At 70.6% G+C, this 20249-nt stretch carries 12 protein-coding genes; 6 read left to right on the top strand and 6 right to left on the bottom strand.

The genetic code is table 11. The features are described 5' to 3' along the window. Positions 1-171: 171 nt before the first annotated feature. Positions 172-2373 carry a 1,4-alpha-glucan branching protein GlgB gene (glgB, locus tag I5731_RS18705; RefSeq protein WP_197312932.1) on the top strand — a complete coding sequence of 734 codons (2202 nt, stop codon included), beginning with the start codon at positions 172-174 and terminating at the stop codon, positions 2371-2373. Positions 2374-2526: 153 nt separating this feature from the next. On the opposite strand, the gene I5731_RS18700 is transcribed toward glgB, so the two are convergent. Continuing rightward, positions 2527-4089 carry a glucan biosynthesis protein gene (locus tag I5731_RS18700; protein ID WP_197312931.1) on the bottom strand — a complete coding sequence of 521 codons (1563 nt, stop codon included), beginning with the start codon at positions 4087-4089 and terminating at the stop codon, positions 2527-2529. 194 nt (positions 4090-4283) lie between these two features. Here I5731_RS18700 and recD2 point away from each other — a divergent pair, with 194 nt between their 5' ends. Continuing rightward, positions 4284-6482 (top strand): SF1B family DNA helicase RecD2, encoded by a 2199-nt coding sequence (recD2, locus tag I5731_RS18695; protein ID WP_197312930.1) that lies wholly within the window; start codon positions 4284-4286, stop codon positions 6480-6482. Positions 6483-6857: 375 nt separating this feature from the next. Here recD2 and I5731_RS18690 read toward each other — a convergent pair whose 3' ends face one another. Continuing rightward, entirely contained in the window at positions 6858-8408 is a 1551-nt protein-coding gene (locus I5731_RS18690) for a helicase HerA domain-containing protein (RefSeq protein WP_197312929.1), read from the bottom strand. A gap of 357 nt (positions 8409-8765) precedes the next feature. On the opposite strand from I5731_RS18690, the gene I5731_RS18685 reads away from it, so the two are divergent. The 3 genes from I5731_RS18685 to I5731_RS18675 all read left to right on the top strand — a co-directional run bounded on the left by I5731_RS18685 (position 8766) and on the right by I5731_RS18675 (position 11165). Beyond that, entirely contained in the window at positions 8766-9398 is a 633-nt protein-coding gene (locus I5731_RS18685) for an ATP-dependent Clp protease proteolytic subunit (protein WP_197312928.1), read from the top strand. A 145-nt stretch (positions 9399-9543) separates the two neighbouring features. Beyond that, a complete protein-coding gene (locus I5731_RS18680) occupies positions 9544-9927 on the top strand; it encodes a hypothetical protein (protein ID WP_197312927.1) in 384 nt (127 codons plus the stop codon). 134 nt (positions 9928-10061) lie between these two features. Next, positions 10062-11165, top strand: coding sequence for an alkene reductase (locus I5731_RS18675; RefSeq protein WP_197312926.1), 1104 nt, complete (start codon positions 10062-10064; stop codon positions 11163-11165). 239 nt (positions 11166-11404) lie between these two features. Here I5731_RS18675 and rnr read toward each other — a convergent pair whose 3' ends face one another. Next, entirely contained in the window at positions 11405-13738 is a 2334-nt protein-coding gene (gene rnr / locus I5731_RS18670) for a ribonuclease R (protein ID WP_235981903.1), read from the bottom strand. 386 nt (positions 13739-14124) lie between these two features. Continuing rightward, positions 14125-14607 carry a cupin domain-containing protein gene (locus I5731_RS18665; RefSeq protein WP_197312924.1) on the bottom strand — a complete coding sequence of 161 codons (483 nt, stop codon included), beginning with the start codon at positions 14605-14607 and terminating at the stop codon, positions 14125-14127. Between the two features lie 172 nt (positions 14608-14779). Here I5731_RS18665 and parC point away from each other — a divergent pair, with 172 nt between their 5' ends. After that, positions 14780-17041 (top strand): DNA topoisomerase IV subunit A, encoded by a 2262-nt coding sequence (gene parC / locus I5731_RS18660; RefSeq protein ID WP_197312923.1) that lies wholly within the window; start codon positions 14780-14782, stop codon positions 17039-17041. Between the two features lie 24 nt (positions 17042-17065). On the opposite strand, the gene I5731_RS18655 is transcribed toward parC, so the two are convergent. After that, entirely contained in the window at positions 17066-19600 is a 2535-nt protein-coding gene (locus I5731_RS18655) for an ATP-binding protein (protein ID WP_197312922.1), read from the bottom strand. A 104-nt stretch (positions 19601-19704) separates the two neighbouring features. Beyond that, entirely contained in the window at positions 19705-20214 is a 510-nt protein-coding gene (locus I5731_RS18650; protein WP_197312921.1) for a hypothetical protein, read from the bottom strand. Between the last annotated feature and the right edge of the window lie 35 nt (positions 20215-20249).

Below are 20249 nucleotides of genomic sequence, written 5' to 3'. Positions count from 1 at the left end.
GGTCGGCGCTCGAACCGTGCTACGCGAACAATGCGGCGACAGTTCTGGCCGTGGTGTCGCACCCCGGCCGGGACCGACCGGCCCATCGTGCGGATCGATCGTGCGAGCCGTGCAGCCGCGGTGTAGGCTGCGGCAACGATCGGAGAAACAACGACAAGAGGAATACGTCCGATGGTGCAGCAGACCACTCCGGAACCGACGATCGTCGACGAAGCCGCCATCCGTGCGCTGCTCGAGGGGCGCCTCGACGATCCTTTCGCCGTGCTGGGGCCACACTGGACCGCCGAGGGGCCGCTGGTGCGCGCCTTCCTGCCCGGCTGCCGGCGGGCCGAAGTGGTGGGACGCGCCGACGGCAGTCTCTACGGCGTCCTCGAAGCGGTCGGCGAGGGCGGCCTGATGGCGGCGCCGGTGTCTTCGGCGGATCCGTACATCCTGCGCATCGACTGGGGCGACACGGTGCAGGAGACGGAGGATCCCTATTCTTTCCCGCTGCTGCTCGGCGAGGTCGACGTCTATCTGCTCGGCGAAGGCACCCATCTCGAGATCGGCCGCTGCCTTGGTGCGCAGGCGATCGAGGTGGACGGTGTTCCCGGCGTGCGATTCGCGGTCTGGGCACCCAACGCCGAGCGTGTCTCGGTGATCGGCGACTTCAACAACTGGGACGGCCGCCGCCACATGATGCGCAAGCGGCTCGAGGCCGGCGTGTTCGAGATCTTCATCCCGCGCCTGACCCCCGGCCACCGCTACAAGTTCGAGATTCGCGGCCCCGGCGCCGTGCTGCCGTTCGAAAAGAGCGATCCGGTCGGGTTGCAGTTCGAGGCGGCCCCGTCGACCGCCGCCGTCGTCACCGATCCCGCCCCGTTCGCCTGGACCGACGACGTCTGGATGGCGGAGCGCGGCGAGCGGCAGTCGGCGAGCGCGGCGATCTCGGTCTACGAGATCCACGCCGGCTCCTGGCGCCACCGCGACGGCGGCGCCGACTGGGGCTTCCTGATCGAGACGCTGATTCCCTACGTCCGCGACATGGGCTTCACCCACATCGAGCTGCTGCCGGTGATGGAGCACCCGTTCGGCGGCTCCTGGGGCTACCAGCCGCTCGGCCTGTTCGCGCCGACCTCGCGCTACGGCACGCCGCGCGACTTCGCCGCCTTCGTCGACGCCTGCCACGCCGCCGGCATCGGCGTGCTGCTCGACTGGGTGCCGGCGCATTTCCCGACCGACCCGCACGGCCTCGGCAACTTCGACGGCACGCCGCTCTACGAGCACGCCGACCCGCGCGAGGGCTTCCACCAGGACTGGAACACGCTGATCTTCAACCTCGGCCGCAACGAGGTGATCGCCTATCTGATCGCCAGCGCCTTGGAATGGCTGCAGCATTTCCACATCGACGGCCTGCGCGTCGATGCGGTCGCGTCGATGCTCTACCGCGACTACTCCCGCTCGTCCGACGCCTGGATCCCCAACGAATACGGCGGCCGCGAGAACCTCGAATCGGTCGCTTTCCTGAAGCGGCTCAACGAGGTGGTGCGCGAGAAGGTGCCCGGCGCGATCACCATCGCCGAAGAGTCCACCACCTGGCCCGGCGTCAGCGCCCCGCTCGAGGAGGGCGGCCTCGGCTTCGACTTCAAGTGGAACATGGGCTGGATGAACGACACGCTGTTCTACGCCAGCCAGAACCCGATCTACCGCCGCTGGCACCACGACAAGGTGACCTTCGGCCTCTCCTACGCCTTCACCGAGCGCTTCGTGCTGCCGATCAGCCACGACGAGGTCGTACACGGCAAGCGCTCGCTGATCGGCCGCATGCCCGGCGACCGCTGGCAGCGCTTCGCCAACATGCGCGCGATCCTCGGGCTGATGTGGATGCACCCGGGCAAGAAGCTGCTGTTCATGGGCTGCGAAATCGCCCAGGAGCGCGAGTGGAACCACGACGCTGAGCTCGACTGGTGGCACCTCGACGACCCGATGCACGCCGGCGTGCAGAGCCTCGTGCGCGACCTCAACCACCTCTACGCCCGCGAGCCTGCGCTGCACCTGCGCGACGCGGAGCAGGGCGGTTTCCAGTGGGTGCTGGTCGACGAACGCGAGCTCAGCCTCTACGCCTTCATCCGCTGGGACCCGATGGGCTTCTCGCCGGTGCTGGTCGTCGCCAACATGACGCCCGAGCCGCGGCTCGGCTTCACCCTCGGCGTGCCGAAGTCCGGCTTCTGGCGCGAGGTGCTGAACAGCGACGCCGGTGTCTACGGCGGCAGCAACCACGGCAACTTCGGCGGCGTGAAGACCCGCGGCCACGGCGCGCAGGGGTTCCCGGACTCGATCGAGGTCACGGTCCCGCCGCTTGGCGTGGTGGCGTTCCGGTTCGAGGGGGAGTGACGGGAAGAGACCCCTCATCCGGCCTTCGGCCACCTTCTCCCGCAAGGGGAGAAGGGATTGGCGCGGCGAATGCGGGGACGCCCTTCTCCCCTCGCGGGAGAAGGTGCCTGAAGGGCGGATGAGGGGGCAGCAGCATCTCCGCCCCCGCCCGCCTCAGGGCACCAGCGCGCCCGGGTGGTACTGGTAGAGCCAGGTCTCCGTCAGCGCGACGCCCTCGCGCTTGAGATAGAGCCGCATGTCGACCGGCGAGGCGTCGTTGGGGCTCGCCGTGAAGTCGAAGAAGGCGCGCCAGCGCTTGGTGCCGACGACGGGCAGCGTGTAGACGCCCGAGACAATGCCCTTCGAGGCGGTGACGTCGGCCTCGATGCCGTTCTCGGCGGTGAAACTGCCGAGGTCGCCACCGTCGAAATCGACCGAGAACTTGACGACGCCCGGCGGGCGCGGCTGGCCGGGCACGCCGCCGATGCCGGCGCGGGTCGCATAGGTGCGGCCGATCGGGGCGGGGTAGGGCTCGTCGATCAGCCAGTGCACCTTGTAGTCGAGCGGCACGGCGTCACCGGCCCTGGCGGGTTTCGCCGGCACCCAGTAGGCGACGATGTTGTCGTGGATCTCGTCGTCGGTCGGGATCTCGACGAGTTGCACCGCGCCGTCACCCCAGGCGCCGACCGGCTCGACCCAGACGCTGGCGCGCTTCTCGTAGAACACGCCGTCGTCCTGGTAATTCTCGAAATTGCGGTCGCGCTGCATCAGGCCGAAGCCGCGCACGTCCTTGTCGACGAAGCTCGACGTCATCACCTGCGGCGGGTTGTTCAGCGGCCGCCACAGCCGCTCGCCGCCGCCGGTCCAGATCGACAGGCCGTCGGAATCGTGGATCTCGGGGCGCCAGTCGCGCGCCTGCCGACGGCTGGTCTCGCCGTACCAGAACATGCTGGTGAGCGCCCCGACGCCGAGCCGGTCGATGTCGTTGCGCACGAAGTAGCGCGCCGCGATGTCCATCACGATGCCGTTCTCGCGCTTGCAGTCCATCTTCAGCGCGCCGGTGATGCTCGGGCCGTCCATCAGCATGTAGATGGTGATGTCGCCGGCGGACGAGGGCGCGAACCAGAAGTCGGTGAAGCGCGGAAACTCCTCGGGCTTCGGCAGCGCCACATCGATCGCCACCGCGCGTGCCGACATGCCGAATTGGCCGAGCGGGCCGGAGGTGCGGAAATAGGCGGCGCCGAGGAAGGCGAGCCAGTCGCGCTCGACCCCGCCCGGCTCCATCACCCGGAAGCCGGCGAAGCCGATGTCGGTCGGCAGCTGGCGCGCCGGGCTGTCGGACGGCATGTCGAAATAGTCGGGTCCGTAGAGCACCGGCCGCGCGGTCTCGCCGTCGACGACGTTGATGCCGACCGGATCCTTGAAATAGCGGCCGAGGTGGAAGAACCGGATCGGCGCCTTGTCGCCCGGCAGGTTCAGCGTGTGGTCGGCGCGGAACTTGATCTTCCAGTGATTGTCGTAGTCGATCGTCTCCAGCACGTCCGCCGCGCGGGTCTGCGGCGCCGCATAGGGGCGCGCTGCCGTCTCCCGGGCCTGCTCGACGAGCGCGTCGAACGAGAACGGCACCTGGTCGCCGAGCTTCACCCCCGTCGCTGCCGCCGAGGCGCCGAGCGGAAACTGGATGCCCAGCGCGGCAAGCACGGCGAGAAAGTCACGGCGGTTGACGGATGCAGTCATTGCGGCTCCTGTCGGATGCGGAAGAAAAAGCGCTACGGGAAAAGCGATGTGACGACGAAAACGGCCGAAAGCGGCGGTTCAAGGGCAAAACCCCTCCGCGGGGCCTCGTCATAACACCATCCGGCGGCGATTTCACCGACCGCGGACGCCGTTCTCGCAGGTCGCCCCGGCGCGGTTTCGCGCTATAACGCGGCATGGCGAATCCCGATCCCACCGCTCTGCAACCGGCCGGCGCCGGCGTTGCCGCCAGCCTCAGCGGCACGATCGACCGCGTCACCTTCCACAATCCCGAAAACGGCTTCGCGGTGCTGAAGGTCAAGGTCGCCGGCCGGCGCGAGCCGGTGAGCCTCGTCGGCCATGCGCCGCAGATCGCCCCCGGCGAGAGTTTCGACGCAGTCGGCGTCTGGGTCACCGACCGCGCGCACGGTCTGCAGTTCAAGGCCGAGCGGCTCGCGACGCGCCCGCCGACGGCGAAGGAGGCCGTCGCCCGCTACCTCGCGTCCGGCATGGTGCAGGGCGTCGGTCCGGCGATGGCGGAGCGGATCGTCAAGGCGTTCGGCGCCGAGGCGCTCAACGTCATCGACGCCGCGCCGATGCGGCTGCTCGAGGTGCCCGGGGTCGGCAAGTCGGCGGCGCAGAAGATCGCGCGCGGCTGGGCCGAGCAGAAGGCGCTGCGCGAATTGCTGGTCTTCCTCGCGGAGCGCGGCATCGGCACCGCCGACGCCGTGCGCATCCATCGCCAGTTCGGCGAGGAGGCGCGCACCATCGTCGAGACCGATCCGTTCCGTCTCGCCCGCGACGTGCCCGGCATCGGCTTCACCGGCGCGGACGCGATCGCCGTGCGTTTCGGCCTCGACCGGGAGGCGCCGGCCCGGCTGCGCGCCGGCATCGCCTATGCCGTGGAGGACGCGGCCGCCGACGGGCACACCGGTCTCCCCGGCGGCGACCTCGTCGAGAAGGCCGAGCGGCTGCTCGTCGTCGACGAGGCGCTGGTGCGCACCGCGCTCGCCGAGACCGTCGCCGCCGGCGACGTCGTCGAGACCGTGGTCGACGGCACCACCTGCTATTTCGGCCGACGCCTCGCCGACGCCGAGGCGATGGTCGCCGAGCGGCTGAAGGCGCTCTCGGCCGGGTCGCTGCCGTGGAGCGGCGCCGACCTCGACCAGGCGGCGACCGCCTTCGAGCGCCGCGCCGGCGTGGTGCTGTCGGCCTCGCAGCGCGCGGCGCTGGCGCTGGTCGCCGGCGCCAAGGTCTCGGTCGTCACCGGCGGCCCCGGCGTCGGCAAGACGACGATCCTCGACGCGCTCTTGTCGCTGGTCGGCCGCGGCGGCACCCGCATCGCGCTCGCCGCCCCCACCGGCCGCGCCGCGCGGCGGATGAGCGACCAGACCGGCCGCGAGGCGAAGACCATCCACCGCCTGCTCGAGATCGACGCCGGCACCGACAACTTCCGCCGCAACGCCGGCAATCCGCTGGAGGCCGACCTCGTCGTGATCGACGAGGCGAGCATGGTCGACGCCGGGCTGATGGCGGCGCTGGTCGCCGCCGTGCCCGACGAGGCCGCGCTGGTGCTGGTCGGCGACGTCGACCAGCTGCCCTCGGTCGGACCGGGCCGCATCCTCGGCGACGTGATCGAGTCCGGCGCGGTGCCGGTGGCGCGCCTCACCGAGATCCACCGCCAGGCCGAATCCAGCCGCATCATCGTCAACGCCCACCGCATCAACCACGGCGAGGCGCCGATCGCGACGCCGGCCGGTGAGGAGGCGGACTTCTACATCGTGCCGATGTCGAGCCCCGAAGACGGCCTCGCCAAGCTCCGCGAGATCGTCGGCCGCCGCATTCCCGGCCGCTTCGGCCTCGACCCGATGCGCGACGTGCAGGTGCTGACCCCGATGCAGAAGGGCATCCTCGGCGCCCGCAACCTCAACGTCGAGCTCGCGCAACTGCTGAACCCCAACGCCGCCGACCGCATCGAGCGCGGCGGCGCCGCCTATGCCGTCGGCGACCGGGTGATGCAGGTCGAGAACGACTACGACCGCGACGTCTTCAACGGCGACCTCGGCCGCATTGTCCGCATCGACCGCCAGCAGGACGACGTCGTCGCGAACTTCGACGGCCGCGAGCTGCACTATCCGACCCGCGCCCTCGACGCGCTCCTCCCGGCCTATGCGATCACCATCCACAAGGCGCAGGGCTCGGAATATCCCGCCGTGGTGATCCCGCTCAGCGGCCAGCACTACCCGATGCTGGCGCGCAACCTGCTCTATACGGCGGTGACGCGCGCGCGCCGGCTGGTCGTGCTGATCGCCGAACCCCGCGCCCTCGACGTCGCGGTCTCGGGCCGCGGCACGCGCCGGCGCTGGACGCGGTTGCGGCAGTTGCTGGAGGGGTGATCGTTTAGTCCAGGTGGAGCCTTGCCGTGGGGCTACCCCTCCCGACCCGGCTTCGCCGGGCCACCCTCCCCACAAGGGGGAGGGATGTCGTTGACTGATATGTGGTTTTTCAAATATCCGCGCCGAATCTGCTGCGTTTCAATTCCCCCCGCAAACGCGCCGCGCCTCATCCCTCCCCCTCGTGGGGAGGGTGGCCCCGCGAAGCGGGGTCGGGAGGGGTAGGCCCCACCCACGGAACCCGCGAAGCGGGGTCGGGAGGGGTAGGCCCCACCCACGGAACCCGCGAAGCGGGGTCGGGAGGGGTAGCCCCACCCACGGAACCCGCGAAGCGGGATCGGGAGGGGTAGGCCCTACGGCACTGCCCCCCAACCCCCACTACTCCGCCGCCAGCCGCTCCGCCGGATCCTCGCGGCGGTTCGGGTCGCCCGGGGCCGTCTCGACGCCGAGGTCGGGGAAGGCGACGACGCGGCGGCCGGAGAAGTCGGTGCGCAGCACCACCAGCCCGCGCTCCTCGAAGAAATCGAGCAGCCGGCGGGCGCGCTTCGACGAATGGCTGCCGTAGGCGCGGGCGATCGCCGCGTCGGACGGGCAGGGCGCCGCAACGAGGGCCGCCTGCGCCACCATCAGGAACACGCCCTGCACGTCGCCGGGCAGCCCCTCGCTGAGGCGCAGCGCCTCCTGCCACACCGGATCGGCCGCCGCGTCGCCCGAGACGCCGGCGCGGGCGACCGCGAGCTTGCGGCGGAATTCGGTCAGCGTCACCGGATCGCCGACCGAGCGGCGGATACGGCAGCGCACGAGGAAGTCCTGGTAGACCACCGCGTCGGTGCGGAAGGCGGCGTCCGGGTCCTCGAGGATCTCGGCGAGCACCGAGGCGATCAGCGCGTCGCGCTGCGCCGGATCGACGGCGACGGCCGGCTGGGCGGGCGCCGGCCCGGCCTCGTGGCGCTCGCTCGCGGCGCGGCTGAGTTCGGCGAGGATGTCGCCGGTCGGGCGCGGCGGCGCGGCCGGGCGGCGGCGCAGCGGGATCACCGAGGGCGCCGCCGGATCGGCGGTCAGGATCAGCTCGCGCGCATCCTCGGGTGCCTCGGGCAGCGGCGTCAGCTTCGGGCTGGTCGAGCGCGGCTGCGTCTCCACGGTGCCGATGGCGATCGGCAGCGGCCGGCGCGACAGGGCGGGTCCGAGCGCGACGAAGCGGCCGCGGGCGAGGTCGCGGAACATCTCCGCCTGGCGGCGGTCGAGGCCGAGCAGGTCGGCGGCGCGGGCCATGTCGATGTCGAGGAAGGTGCGGCCCATCAGGAAGTTGGAGGCTTCCGCCGCGACATTTTTCGCGAGCTTCGCGAGCCGCTGGGTGGCGATGACGCCGGCGAGGCCGCGCTTGCGGCCTCGGCACATCAGGTCGGTCATCGCGCCGAGCGACAACCGCCGGGCCTCGTCGGACACCTCGCCGGCCACCGCTGGCGCGAACAGCTGCGCCTCGTCGACGACGACCAGCACCGGGTACCAATGCTCGCGGTCGGCATCGAACAGGCCGGTAAGGAAGGCGGCGGCGGCGCGCATCTGCTGCTCGACGTCGAGGCCCTCGAGGTTGAGCACGACGGAGACGCGGTGGCGGCGGATGCGGTCGGCGATGCCGGCGAGTTCCGCCTCGCCGCGATCGGCCTCGACGACGACGTGGCCGTACTTCTCGGCCAGCGTGACGAAATCGCCTTCCGGATCGATCACGCACTGCTGCACCCAGGGCGCGCTCTGCTCGAGCAGGCGGCGGAGCAGGTGCGACTTGCCGGAGCCGGAGTTGCCCTGGACGAGCAGGCGAGTCGCGAGCAGTTCCTCGAGGTCGAGCAGTGCCGGGGTCCCGGCCGTCCCCGCCGCCGCGCCGTTTCCGGCGAGTGCAGCGGTCGTCCCCATGTCGATCGCGACCTTCATCGGGTCTCCGTCTACGCAACGTCACAGCCCGGAGCGCGCTCGCCCCGCGGGCGCCGACCATAGCCGGGGCCGCGGCCCGGGCGCCAGTGCGCGGGGCGTGCACCGCAACGATGCCCACAGATTGAAGGGAGGGGGCGGCTGGTCAGCCGGCCCCGGAGCCCCCACATCGGGGCCGGTGCACCACCGCATTTACCCCCGTGTTGCCGCGGCCGCTGCAGTTGGGATAGTGTCCGGCCGACGCAACGCCGGCCCCGGGCCGCTTCGGCCGGGAATCCGGTGTTGCCCATGGACATCAAGCCGCTGCGGAACGACGGTCCGGTTCCGCCGCGCGGCACGCCGAACGCTCGAAAGGTTCTCATGATCTCCAAGGCATATCCCGCCGACGTGACCGCCCGCCTCGACGACGAAGAGGACGAGGACAAGCCCGGCAAGGCGAAAGAGGCGGCGGCGCCGCAGGTCGACAAGTATCTCTTCAAGTCGCGCACGGTGCTGATCACCGGCGGCATCAACCAGGATCTCGCCCGCGACGTCACGGCGCGGCTGCTGGCGCTCGCCGAGGCGTCGAACGACCCGATCAACGTGATCGTCTCCTCGCCCGGCGGTCACGTCGAGTCCGGCGACATGATCCACGACATGATTCGCTTCATCCCGGCGCCGGTGAACATGATCGGCACCGGCTGGGTGGCGAGCGCGGGCGCGCTGATCTACGTCTCGGTGCCGCTCGAGCGTCGTTTCTGCACGCCGAACACCCGCTTCCTGCTGCACCAGCCCTCGGGCGGTGCCGGCGGCCCGGCGACCGACATCGAGATCCAGGCGCGCGAGATCATCAAGATGCGCGACCGCCTGAACAAGATGTTCGCCGCTGCGACCGGCCAGCCGCTCGAGCGGATCGAGAAGGACACCGACCGCGACTACTGGATGGGTCCGGACGAGGCGATCGCCTACGGCCTCGCTGGCAAGGTCGTGAACTCGGCCGCCGACGTCGCCTGACCAGGACCCCGCGTCCGCGCCCTGCGGATGCGACCCGACTTCGGCCCGGCACGCGCGGCGACCCTCGCCGCCCGCGCCGGGCCGGCCGTTTCCCGGGCGCGCTCCCAACGCGCCGGAGCCGGCATCGAGGAAAGTGGAGTTTCCCATGAGCGCATCGCGCATGCTGCGGAGCCAGATGCTCCGCCTGCTGGCGGTCGCGGCCGTGGCGGCAGGTCTCGTCGCCGCCGGCCTCGCCGCATCCCACGCCCAGTCGCCCAGCCCCTACGACATGACCTTCAAGGCGTACAACGCCCCGGCCGGCGGCGTGCCGCTGCGCTCCGGCATGGACGACAGCGCCGGCGTCGTCGGCACGATTCCCGCGAACGCGGCCGGCATCGTGCTGCGGTGGTGCCGCAAGGAATTCGGCTTCGGCGAGTGGCAGTTCGGCGACGCAGCCGTGAAGCGCAAGGCGCTCGACCAGCGCTGGTGCGAAGTGAGCTACAACGGCCGGGTCGGCAACGTGCACGGCTCGAAGCTGGCGCCCGAGTAGCCGATCATCACACGACCGCGTTACCGTCGTCCGGCCGGCCTTGGCGCTGCCGCCGGCCTCCCCACATGCAGCTGGCCAGTTCCGTTCCTCCGGAACGATGACATTCGTTTTCGAACGACCAAGGACAGTTTCGCATGACCGCCGACGTTTCCAGCCTGTTCCAGCCCCTTCGCGTGGGCGATATCGAGCTCGCCAACCGCATCGTGATGGCGCCGCTGACGCGCAATCGCGCCACCAAGGGCACCGACGCCCCGCGCGACATCAATGTCGAGTACTACCGCCAGCGCGCCGGCGCCGGCCTCATCATCACCGAAGCCTCGCAGATCTCGCAGCAGGGCCAGGGCTATGTCTGGACCCCGGGCATCTACACCGACGCGCAGGTCGCCGGCTGGCGCGCGGTCACCGACGCGGTGCACGCCGAGGACGGCAAGATCGTCATCCAGCTCTGGCACGTCGGCCGCATCTCGCATTCTTCGCTGCAGCCGGACGGCGGCGCCCCGGTCGCCCCCTCGGCGATCCGCGCCAAGGGCAAGACCTACATCGAGAGCGGCTTTGCCGATGTCTCCGAGCCGCGCGCCCTGGATCTCGCCGAGATCCCCGGCATCGTCGCCGACTACGCCCGCGCCGCCGAGAACGCCGAGAACGCCGACTTCGACGGCGTCGAGATCCACGCCGCCAACAACTACCTTCTCGAGCAGTTCCTGCGCGATTCGATCAACAAGCGCACCGACGCCTACGGCGGTTCGATCGAGAACCGCGCCCGGTTGCTGCTGGAAGTGGTCGATGCCGTGACCAAGGTGCTGCCCGCCGGCCGCGTCGGCGTGCGCCTCTCGCCGGTGACGCCGGCCAACGACGGCGGCAGCGACAGCGATCCGCAGGCGCTGTACGACTACGTCGCCGCGGAACTCGGCAAGCGGGGTCTCGCCTATATCCACGTCGTGGAAGGCGCCACCGGCGGTCCGCGCGACGTCGCGCCGTTCGACTATGCGAAGCTCAAGGCGGCCTTCGGCGGGGTCTACATCGCCAACAACGGCTACACCGGCGAGCTCGCGGTCGAGGCGGTGTCGTCCGGCAAGGCCGACGCGGTCGCCTTCGGCAAACTCTTCATCGCCAACCCGGACCTGCCCGAGCGCCTGCGCACCGGCGCCCCGCTGAACAAGCCCGACCAGGCGACCTTCTACGGCGGCGACGAGACCGGCTACACCGACTATCCGGCACTGGCCGAAGCGGCGGAGTGAGTGGGGGCGGGGGGAGTAGGCTTCGTCGCCGAGGCTTTCCCCCGCGGCCTGACCCCTCTCCCTGTCCCTCCCCCACAAGGGGGGAGGGGACCACGTCGGTGAGGGTTTTTGATCGGGCGACGGCCGTGATTCTCGGCGTCGCCCACGGCACGACCTGCCCCCTCTCCCCCTGTGGGAGAGGGTTGGGGTGAGGGGTGTGCCCCACGGCATAGCCCACCGAGGCCATCCCCAGCCGAGAACTACCCCCGCGCCCGAGCCCGCCCCTTCGGCCCCGCCGACCCCTTCGGCCCCAGTCCCTTCGGCCCGGTCGGCGGCCCCGTCCGCCTGCCGCGCTGGTGCTTATCCGGCCGCCCGCCGCCCCCCGGCCGGCCTTTCCGACCATCGGACAGCATCTCGAAGCGCAGGGCGCCCGCGAGCGGGGCGACCTCGACCAGTTTCACGTCGACGATGTCGCCGAGCTGGAAGGTCTCGCCGCTGCGGCTGCCGATCAGGGCGTGCCGGGTCTCGTCGTAGGCGTAGTAGTCCTGGCCGAGGGTTGCGGCCGGCACGAAGCCGTCGGCGCCGCTCTCGGCGAGCTTCACGAACAGCCCCGCCTTGGTGACGCCGGCGATGCGCCCCTTGAAGGTCGCGCCGATCCGGTCGGCGAGCCAGCCGGCGATCAGCCGGTCGATGGTCTCGCGCTCCGCCATCATCGCGCGCCGCTCGGCCGCCGAGATATCGGCGGCGATCCGCTCCAGCTTCTCCTCGAACCGCTCGGGCAGCCCGTCGGCATGGAAGCCGAGCACGCCGACCAGCGCGCGGTGGACGATCAGGTCGGCGTAACGCCGGATCGGCGAGGTGAAGTGGGCGTAGCGGCGGAGGTTGAGGCCGAAGTGGCCGATGTTGATCGGATTGTATTCGGCCTGGCTCTGCGAGCGCAGCACCACCTCGTTGACGAGGTGGGCGTTCTCGGTGTTCTCGACCCGGGCGAGGATCGTGTTGAACACGCCGGGGCGGAGGTTGCCCTGCTTGGCGAACTTCAGGTCCATCGTCTGCAGGAAGTCGCGCAGCGATTCCAGCTTCTGCAGCGACGGCTGGTCGTGCACGCGGTAGACGAGGGGCGAGCGCTTCGCCTCCAGCGTTTCCGCGGCGGCGACGTTCGCCTGGATCATCATCTCCTCGATCAGCTTGTGCGCGTCGAGGCGCTCGGCCGTCACCACCTTGTCGACCGTGCCGTCGGGCTTCAGCACCACCTTGCGCTCGGGCAGGTCGAGTTCCAGCGGCTCGCGCGACGCCCGGCCTTTCGACAGGCAGGCGTAGGCGTCCCACAGCGGCTTCAGCACCGGCTCCAGCAGCGGCTCGGTCTTCTCGTCGGTGCGCCCGTCGATCGCCGCCTGCGCCTGGCCGTAGGCGAGCTTCGCCGCCGAGCGCATCATGATGCGGTGGAACTGGTGCTTCTTCTTGTGGCCGTCGGCGTCGAAGATCATCCGGACGGCGACGGCGGGGCGGTCCTCGCCCTCGCGCAGCGAGCAGAGGTCGTTCGAGATCCGCTCGGGCAGCATCGGGATGACGCGGTCGGGGAAATAGACCGAGTTGCCCCGCTTCAGCGCTTCCTTGTCGAGGGGCGAGCCGGGCCGGACATAGGCCGCGACGTCGGCGATCGCCACCGTGACGACGAAGCCGCCGGGGTTCGACGCATCGGTGTCCGGCGCCGCGTGCACGGCGTCGTCGTGGTCCTTGGCGTCGGGCGGATCGATGGTGACGAGCGGCAGGTCGCGCCAGTCCTCGCGCTTGTCGCCGCCTTTCAGCGTCACCGCGGGGGCGGCGGCGGCTTCGGCGAGCACCGCCTCGGGGAAGATGTAGGGGATCTCGTTGGCGTGGATGGCGATCATCGAGACCGCCTTCTCCGAGTTCACTGAGCCGATCTTCTCGAGCACCCGCGCCTGCGGCAGGCCGTAGCGGCCGGCGCGGTGCACCTCGACCGAGACGAGGTCGCCATCCTCGGCGCCGCCGGCGTGCTCCTCGTCGACGACCATCTCGGACTGCTTGCGCGACACCGGCACGATGCGCCCGCCGCCCGGCGTCTTGCGGAAGACGCCGATGATGCCGGAGGGGCGCCGGTCGAGCAGCTTGATCACCCGCACCGCGGCCCGGGCCGTCGCCTCGTAGCCGTGCGGCAAGTCGCCGACGCGGGCGAGGAAGCGGTCGCCGAGCCCGGGGGTCGGCGTCGCCGCCGCGCGGCGGCCGCGCGGCACGATGACGAGCAGGCGCGGCGGCGCGCCGTCGTCCTCGTCCCACGTCACCGGCTCGGCGAAGATGTCGCCCTCGCTGTCGCGCGCGACGACCTCGCAGACGAGCACCGGGGGCAGGGCGCCCGGCGTCGACAGCCGGCGCTGCTTGCGCTCGATCAGGCCTTCGCCCTCGAGTTCCTTCAGGAGCTTCTTCAGCCCGATGCGGGCGTCGCCGGAGACGTCGAAGGCGCGCGCGATGTCGCGCTTCGTCCCCTTGCCGGGGTGCTCCGCAATGAAGCGCAGCACAGCCTCGCGGGTCGGCAACGCGGGTTCCGTCTGCGGCGGGCGGGGGGGCTTGGCCAAGTCTCGAATGTCCGTTCTGCGCGGCGCGCGACATCGCGCCAGTCGACGCGACCTTAACGACTGGGGCGGGATTTGTCGTGCGCGTACAGAGAGGGTGAGGGCGGCGCGGGGCCGGGCTGTCTCTACGACTTGGACTTGCTCTCCCCACCCCCCAACCTCGTCATGGTCCGCGCAGGCGGACCATCCACGACCGGCCCCGGGCGAGGGACGTGCGGCAGCCGCGCGACGCGTTGCCCGGTTCATTCCCCCGTGCCCGCGGCCTTCGTGGATGGTCCGCCTGCGCGGACCATGACCACCAAGTGCAGTTATATCAGGCACCTGTCGTACGTTCTTCATCCACGCCGGGTCGGGCGGCCGACCTCCCCGGCGCCGTGCTCCCGCCATCCTCACTTCCCCGGCGCCTCCGTCATCGTCGTCGGCACGCTGCCTTCGCCGGTGAGAAACACCGTCAGGATCCGCACAGGCCCGGTGCCGGTGTTGCGGCCCTGGTGGATTACCTGCTGGGCTTCCATCAGCGCCGCGCCGGCGGTGTAGGACTTCTCGCCGATGCCTTCGTAGGTGACCGTGAGGTCGCCTTCGAGGATGTAGGCGAACATCGGCGCGTCGTGGCGGTGCCAGGCGGTGGCCTCGCCGGGGCCGAGCGTCACGATCACCGCGGTGACGCCGTTCGGGGCCGCCGGGAACACGATCGGCTGGCCGACGACGGTTTCGGTCGTCTTCAGAACCGGCTGCACCTGCTGGTAGGTTGCCGGGTCGTGGCTGTCCTGCGCGAGCGCGGACAGCGGCAGCGCGAGCGCGGCGAAGCCGCCGAGGAGAGCGGCGAAGGCGGTGCGGCGCCGGACGGCGGCGGTGATGATCGACCTGGACATGGCGGTTCCCCCCTCGGCGCCGCAATCTCGGCGTGCGCCATCCGCACGCTAGGCCCGGTTGCCTCAATGGAGGATGAAGCCGGGCACGCAGGATGCTCGGAAAGGCTGGAAAAATGCGGCGGCGCAGCGCACGGCGGTTGCCCGCGGCGCGGCGATGCCGTAACCGGGACATATGGGAAACGAGACGCGGCGACCCGACGATCCGGCCGGCGGCATCGAGCCGGTAAACCTGCGCTCGGCGCTGGAAGAGCGCTATCTCGCCTATGCGCTGTCGACGATCATGCACCGGGCGCTGCCCGACGTGCGCGACGGCCTGAAGCCGGTGCACCGCCGCGTGCTCTACGCGATGCGGCTGCTGCGCCTCGACCCCGGCCAGGGCTTCAAGAAGTGCGCCCGCGTCGTCGGCGACGTGATCGGCAAATACCATCCGCACGGCGACCAGTCGGTCTACGACGCGCTGGTGCGCCTCGCGCAGGACTTCGCCCAGCGCTATCCCCTCGTCGACGGCCAGGGCAACTTCGGCAACATCGACGGCGATAACGCCGCCGCCATGCGCTACACCGAGGCGCGCCTGACCGAAGTCGCCGGCCTCTTGCTCGAAGGCCTCGACCAGGACGCGGTCGACTTCCGCGAGACCTATGACGGCGAAGAGAAGGAGCCGATCGTCCTTCCGGGCGCGTTCCCGAACCTGCTCGCCAATGGCTCGTCCGGCATTGCCGTCGGCATGGCGACCTCGATCCCGCCGCACAACGCCGCCGAACTCTGCGACGCCGCGATGCACCTGATCGACGATCCGGAGGCGACGGTCGAGAAGCTGGTCGAGTTCGTCCGCGGCCCGGATTTCCCGACCGGCGGCATCCTGATCGAGGAGCCCGCCTCGATCACCGAAGCCTACCGCACCGGCCGCGGCGGCTTCCGCGTCCGCGCCCGCTGGTCAATCGAGGATCTCGGTCGCGGCACCTGGGTCGCCGTCATCACCGAGATTCCCTATCAGGTGCAGAAGGCGCGGCTGATCGAGAAGATCGCCGAGCTCTTGCAGGCCAAACGCCTGCCGCTCGTCGCCGACGTCCGCGACGAGAGCGCCGAGGACGTCCGCATCGTGCTGGAGCCGCGCTCGCGCACCGTCGATGCCAATCTGATGATGGAATCGATGTTCAAGCTCACCGAGCTCGAAACCCGCTTCCCGCTCAACATGAACGTGCTGTCGCGCGGCCAGGTGCCCAACGTCATCGGCCTGCGCCAGGTGCTGAAGGAGTGGCTCGCGCATCGGCGCGAGGTGCTGCAGCGCCGCTCGCGCTTCCGCCTCGAGCAGATCCTCCGCCGGCTCGAGATTCTCGAAGGCTACCTCGTCGCCTACCTCAACCTCGACGAGGTGATCCGCATCATCCGCGAGGAGGACGAGCCCAAGGCCGTCATGATGGCCCGCTGGAGCCTGACCGACACCCAGGCCGAGGCGATCCTCAACATGCGGCTGCGCAGCCTGCGCAAGCTGGAAGAGATCGAGATCCGCGGCGAGCACGACAAGCTCTCCGCCGAGCGCGCCGACATCGAGGCGCTGCTCGCCTCCGACGGCAAGCAGTGGGCGGCGGTGCGCTGGGAGATCGGCGAGGTGCGCGCGCAATTCGGCCCCGAAACCGAGCTCGGCCGCCGCCGCACCACGCTCGGCGACCGGCCGGTGCACGACGTCGGCGACGTGGCGCAGGCGCTGATCGAGCGCGAGCCGATCACCGTCGTTGTCTCGCAGAAGGGCTGGATCCGGGCGATGAAGGGCCATGTCGCGGACATGGGCACGCTCACCTTCAAGGCCGGCGACAGCCTGAAGACCGCGTTCCATGCCGAGACCACCGACAAGATCCTGGTGCTCGCCACCAACGGCAAGGTGTTCACCCTGGGCGCCGACCGGCTGCCCGGCGGCCGTGGCACCGGCGAGCCGCTCCGGCTGATGGTCGATCTGGAGGAGGGCGCCGACGCGGTCGAGGTGTTCGTGCACAAGCCCGGCCGCCGGCTGCTGATCGCCTCCAGCGACGGCTACGGCTTCCTCGTCGACGAGACCGACCTCGTCGCGACGACGCGCAAGGGCCGCCAGGTGCTCAACGTTTCGGCGCCGGTCGAGGCACGGATTGCGGTGCCGGCGGAGGGCGACCACGTCGCGATGATCGGCGAGAACCGCAAGCTGCTGCTGTTCCCGCTCGACCAGGTGCCGGAGATGGCGCGCGGCAAGGGCGTGCGCCTGCAGCGCTACAAGGACGGCAGCGTCGCCGACATGCGGGTGTTTTCCGGCGTGGTCGGCCTTACCTGGACGACGTCGGCCGGCAGCACCTATGTGCGCAGCCTCGCCGAGCTCGCCGACTGGATCAGCGAGCGCGGCACCGCCGGCCGCCTGCCGCCGTCCGGCTTCCCGAAATCCAACCGGTTTGGACCGCGCGGGCTCTGAGCCGCTTCCAATCCGGTGGCGGCCTCAGGCGGCGCGATGTTCGGCCGCGAGTTCCGCGCGTGCGTCGTCCGCCGCCGAACCCACCGAGGCAATGGCGAAGACGAGCTGGTTGAGCTGCGCCGGGTCGGGCGCGGCCCCGCCGGCCATCAGCTCGGTCGCAAGGCTCGCGATCCGGCTGAAGCCGACGTTCGAGGCCGAGCCCTTGATCGTGTGCAGCACGCGCCGGATCACCTCGGGCTCGCCGCCTTCCAGCGCATCGGTGAGCGCGACGAGCAGGCCGGTCGCGTCCTCGACGAAGCTCGTGATCAGGAACTCGGCGGAATCGGCGCCGAATTCGTCGCGGATCTGGCGCAGCCGCTTCAGGCAGATCGCCGGCGCGGCGCTCGACGGGGCCGGCTCGGCGACGGGTTCCGGCTCCGGCAGGGCGAGGCGGCCGCGACTGGCGGGGGAGGCCGGGCGCACCGCCTCCAGCGCTTCGGCGAGGCGGGTGAGATCGATCGGCTTGGCGACGAAGCCGTCCATCCCCGCTGCGATGCAGGCGTCGCGGTCGCTGGAGAAGGCGTTGGCGGTCATCGCCACGATCGGGATCCGGCTGGCCGGTCCGTCCATGCGGCGGATCGCGCGCGTCGCCTCCAGCCCGTCCATCATCGGCATCTGCATGTCCATCAGCACGATGTCGAAGGCTTCGCGGGCCGCGAGGGCCAGTGCCTCGAGGCCGTTCTCGGCGATCACGACGTCATGGCCGAGGCGGTCGAGCGCCCGCCGGGCGACCTCCTGGTTCACCCGGTTGTCCTCGGCGACGAGGATGCGAAGCCGCTCGCCGGCCTCCGCCGGCGCCGCGCCGCCGCGGCGCTCGACCGGCAGCTTGCCGCCGAGCGCGGCGGTGACATCGGCGGGGCTGAGCAGGTTGCCGCGCAGCAGGGTGGCGTCCCGCGGTGCCGGGACGGTGTTCGCGGCGCCGCGGCGCAGGATCGAGACCGGCCGCTGCCGGTCGCGCGGATCGATGTCGCGGCAGGCGAAGACGAAGCGGGCGTCGTGCGCGGCAACGGCGCCGCCGCAATAGGCGACGAGGTCGGCGAGGGCGTCCTGCTCGATGCCTCGGTCGGCGTCGATCCAGACGGCGCAGCCGTCGAGCGACTGCGAATCGGGCACCGGCTCGTCGTCACCGGCCGGGAACGGAAGCTCGAACCAGAACAGGCTGCCCTTGCCTTCCTCGCTGAGGAAGCCGACCTCGCCACCGAGCCCCTCGACGATGCGCTTGCAGATCGCAAGGCCGAGACCGGTGCCGCCGAAGCGCCGGGTGATGCTGGCGTCGACCTGCTGAAACTCGCTGAACAGACGCTCCCGCGCCGTTTCCGGAATGCCGATGCCGGTGTCCTCGACCTCGCAGCGCAGGCTCGTGGCGCTGCCCGCCTGGACGGCGCGGATACGCACCACGACGACGCCGGTTTCGGTGAACTTCACGGCATTGCTGGCGAAGTTGAGCAGCAGTTGCCGGAAGCGCGCCGGGTCGCCGACGAAGCGCCGCGCCGGCGCGATCTGCGGCGCGACGAGCAGGGCGATGCTCTTTTCCGCCGCGCGCGGCTCCACGGCCCGGAGCGCCGTCGTCGCCTCGGCGACCGGGTCGAAGACGACGCTCTCGACGTCGAACGAGCCGGCTTCCAGCTTCGAGAAGTCGAGGATGTCGTTGATGATCTCGATCAGCGTCGTGCCGCAGGACCGGATCGTGCCGAGCGCCTTGCGCTGGTCGGCGTCGAGGTCGGTCTCGGCGAGCAGCTCGGCCATCGCCAGCACGCCGTTCATCGGCGTGCGGATTTCGTGGCTCATCGTGGCGAGGAACGCCGATTTCGCCCGGTTGCCCGCCTCGGCCGCGTCAGCGGACTGCTTCAGGCGCTCCGTCATCGACTGCAGCTTGGCGCGGGAGGACAGGATTTCGCCGATCTGGCGCACCAGCACCACCACGATCGCCAGCATCGCGATGGTCAGTGCGGCGACGAGGCCGGCGAGCAGCCGGTAGAGCGAGGCGATGGTGTCGCGCGAATCGGCCCGCTCCGCCGAGAGAACGCCGTTGCGCTTCATCACCAGCTGCTCGGAATCCTGCGCGAGCTTCGTGAACAGCCCGGACAGCATGGCCAGCTCGGCGCCGGTCGGCACGCGCTCCTGCGCGAAGGCGTCGAACAGCGGCGCGATAGAGCGGACGCGATCCGCCAACATCACGAAACGCTGCTCAAGCTCGAGGTCGGCGCGGATCGCGTCTGCAAAGGCCCGCCGCGTCAAAAGGTCGGCGCGGCTGTACAGGATGTCGTAGCGCCGCGTCAGCCGGGTGAGGTCGGTGTCAACGCCGTAGCGGTACTCGTCCACCGCGACCGCCATCTTGGCCGCCTCGCGGTCGAGCTGGTAGGTCGCCCAGAGCACGTCTTCCTGCACGCCCTGGCGGATCTCGTCCTGCCGGACGACCAGGATCCAGAGCACCGCGACGGCCGCGACGAGGAACACCCCGGCGATGGCCGACAGGGTGAAGAGGCCGCGAAACCGTTCGGTCGGGGCAGGTGCAATCATCGATCGGCCCGGCATGTCGCCCCCTCCGCCGTCCGCGCGGCTCCGGCCCGGACCACGGGCCCGCGCCGCCGTTTCAAGTCAGGCGTCCGATGCCGGCCCGCTCGTCAGTGCACCTCGATCCGCGCGACCTGCCAGACCGAGCGGTTGAAGTATTTTTCGTTGTAGAGCGAGCTGTCGGCGTCGAAGGGATAGATCACGAACAGCGGTCCCTTCTCGCGCACCGACATCGGCTTGCCGTCGAGACGGGTCGCGAGGATGACGTCCAGGGTGCGGAAGTCCTCGACCGGAATCTCCGCCGCATAGTCGTTGAGGGCGACGACGTTGAGTGTCTCGCCGCTCGCGCCGACCGCATCGAGCACCGCCCGCCCGAGCGGACCCTCGAAGCGGCGCTTGCCGTCGATCCAGGGCGTCTCGGTCTCGGTGACGCGCCCGGCGAGCGCTTCGAGCATCTCGAGGTCGAATTCCGCCGCGTCCGGCGCGTTGGTTTCCGAGATGGCGCCCGTGATGGTGAGCACCACAGGGCCTTTCGGCGCGTCGAGCGCCAGTGCGGCCTGCGGGGCCACGAGGGTCAAGGCGAAGGCGAGTCCGGCGGCGAGGCGAATTGCGGTCTTCATGGGGTGTGTCCAGTACGGTGCAGTCAGGCGCGGCA

It is taken from the genome of Methylobrevis albus (assembly GCF_015904235.1).
GTDB lineage: Bacteria > Pseudomonadota > Alphaproteobacteria > Rhizobiales > Pleomorphomonadaceae > Methylobrevis_A > Methylobrevis_A albus.
Note: the sequence above shows the minus strand (reverse complement) of the source record. Positions and strands in the feature narration are given on the sequence as shown.

Bases quoted from the DNA above. Each gene is read 5' to 3' on its own strand.
- glgB (WP_197312932.1), top strand. From the start codon at position 172: ATGGTGCAGCAGACCACTCCGGAACCGACGATCGTCGACGAAGCCGCC.
- I5731_RS18700 (WP_197312931.1), bottom strand. From the start codon at position 4,089: ATGACTGCATCCGTCAACCGCCGTGACTTTCTCGCCGTGCTTGCCGCG.
- recD2 (WP_197312930.1), top strand. From the start codon at position 4,284: ATGGCGAATCCCGATCCCACCGCTCTGCAACCGGCCGGCGCCGGCGTT.
- I5731_RS18690 (WP_197312929.1), bottom strand. From the start codon at position 8,408: ATGAAGGTCGCGATCGACATGGGGACGACCGCTGCACTCGCCGGAAAC.
- I5731_RS18685 (WP_197312928.1), top strand. From the start codon at position 8,766: ATGATCTCCAAGGCATATCCCGCCGACGTGACCGCCCGCCTCGACGAC.
- I5731_RS18680 (WP_197312927.1), top strand. From the start codon at position 9,544: ATGAGCGCATCGCGCATGCTGCGGAGCCAGATGCTCCGCCTGCTGGCG.
- I5731_RS18675 (WP_197312926.1), top strand. From the start codon at position 10,062: ATGACCGCCGACGTTTCCAGCCTGTTCCAGCCCCTTCGCGTGGGCGAT.
- I5731_RS18665 (WP_197312924.1), bottom strand. From the start codon at position 14,607: ATGTCCAGGTCGATCATCACCGCCGCCGTCCGGCGCCGCACCGCCTTC.
- parC (WP_197312923.1), top strand. From the start codon at position 14,780: ATGGGAAACGAGACGCGGCGACCCGACGATCCGGCCGGCGGCATCGAG.
- I5731_RS18655 (WP_197312922.1), bottom strand. From the start codon at position 19,600: ATGATTGCACCTGCCCCGACCGAACGGTTTCGCGGCCTCTTCACCCTG.
- I5731_RS18650 (WP_197312921.1), bottom strand. From the start codon at position 20,214: ATGAAGACCGCAATTCGCCTCGCCGCCGGACTCGCCTTCGCCTTGACC.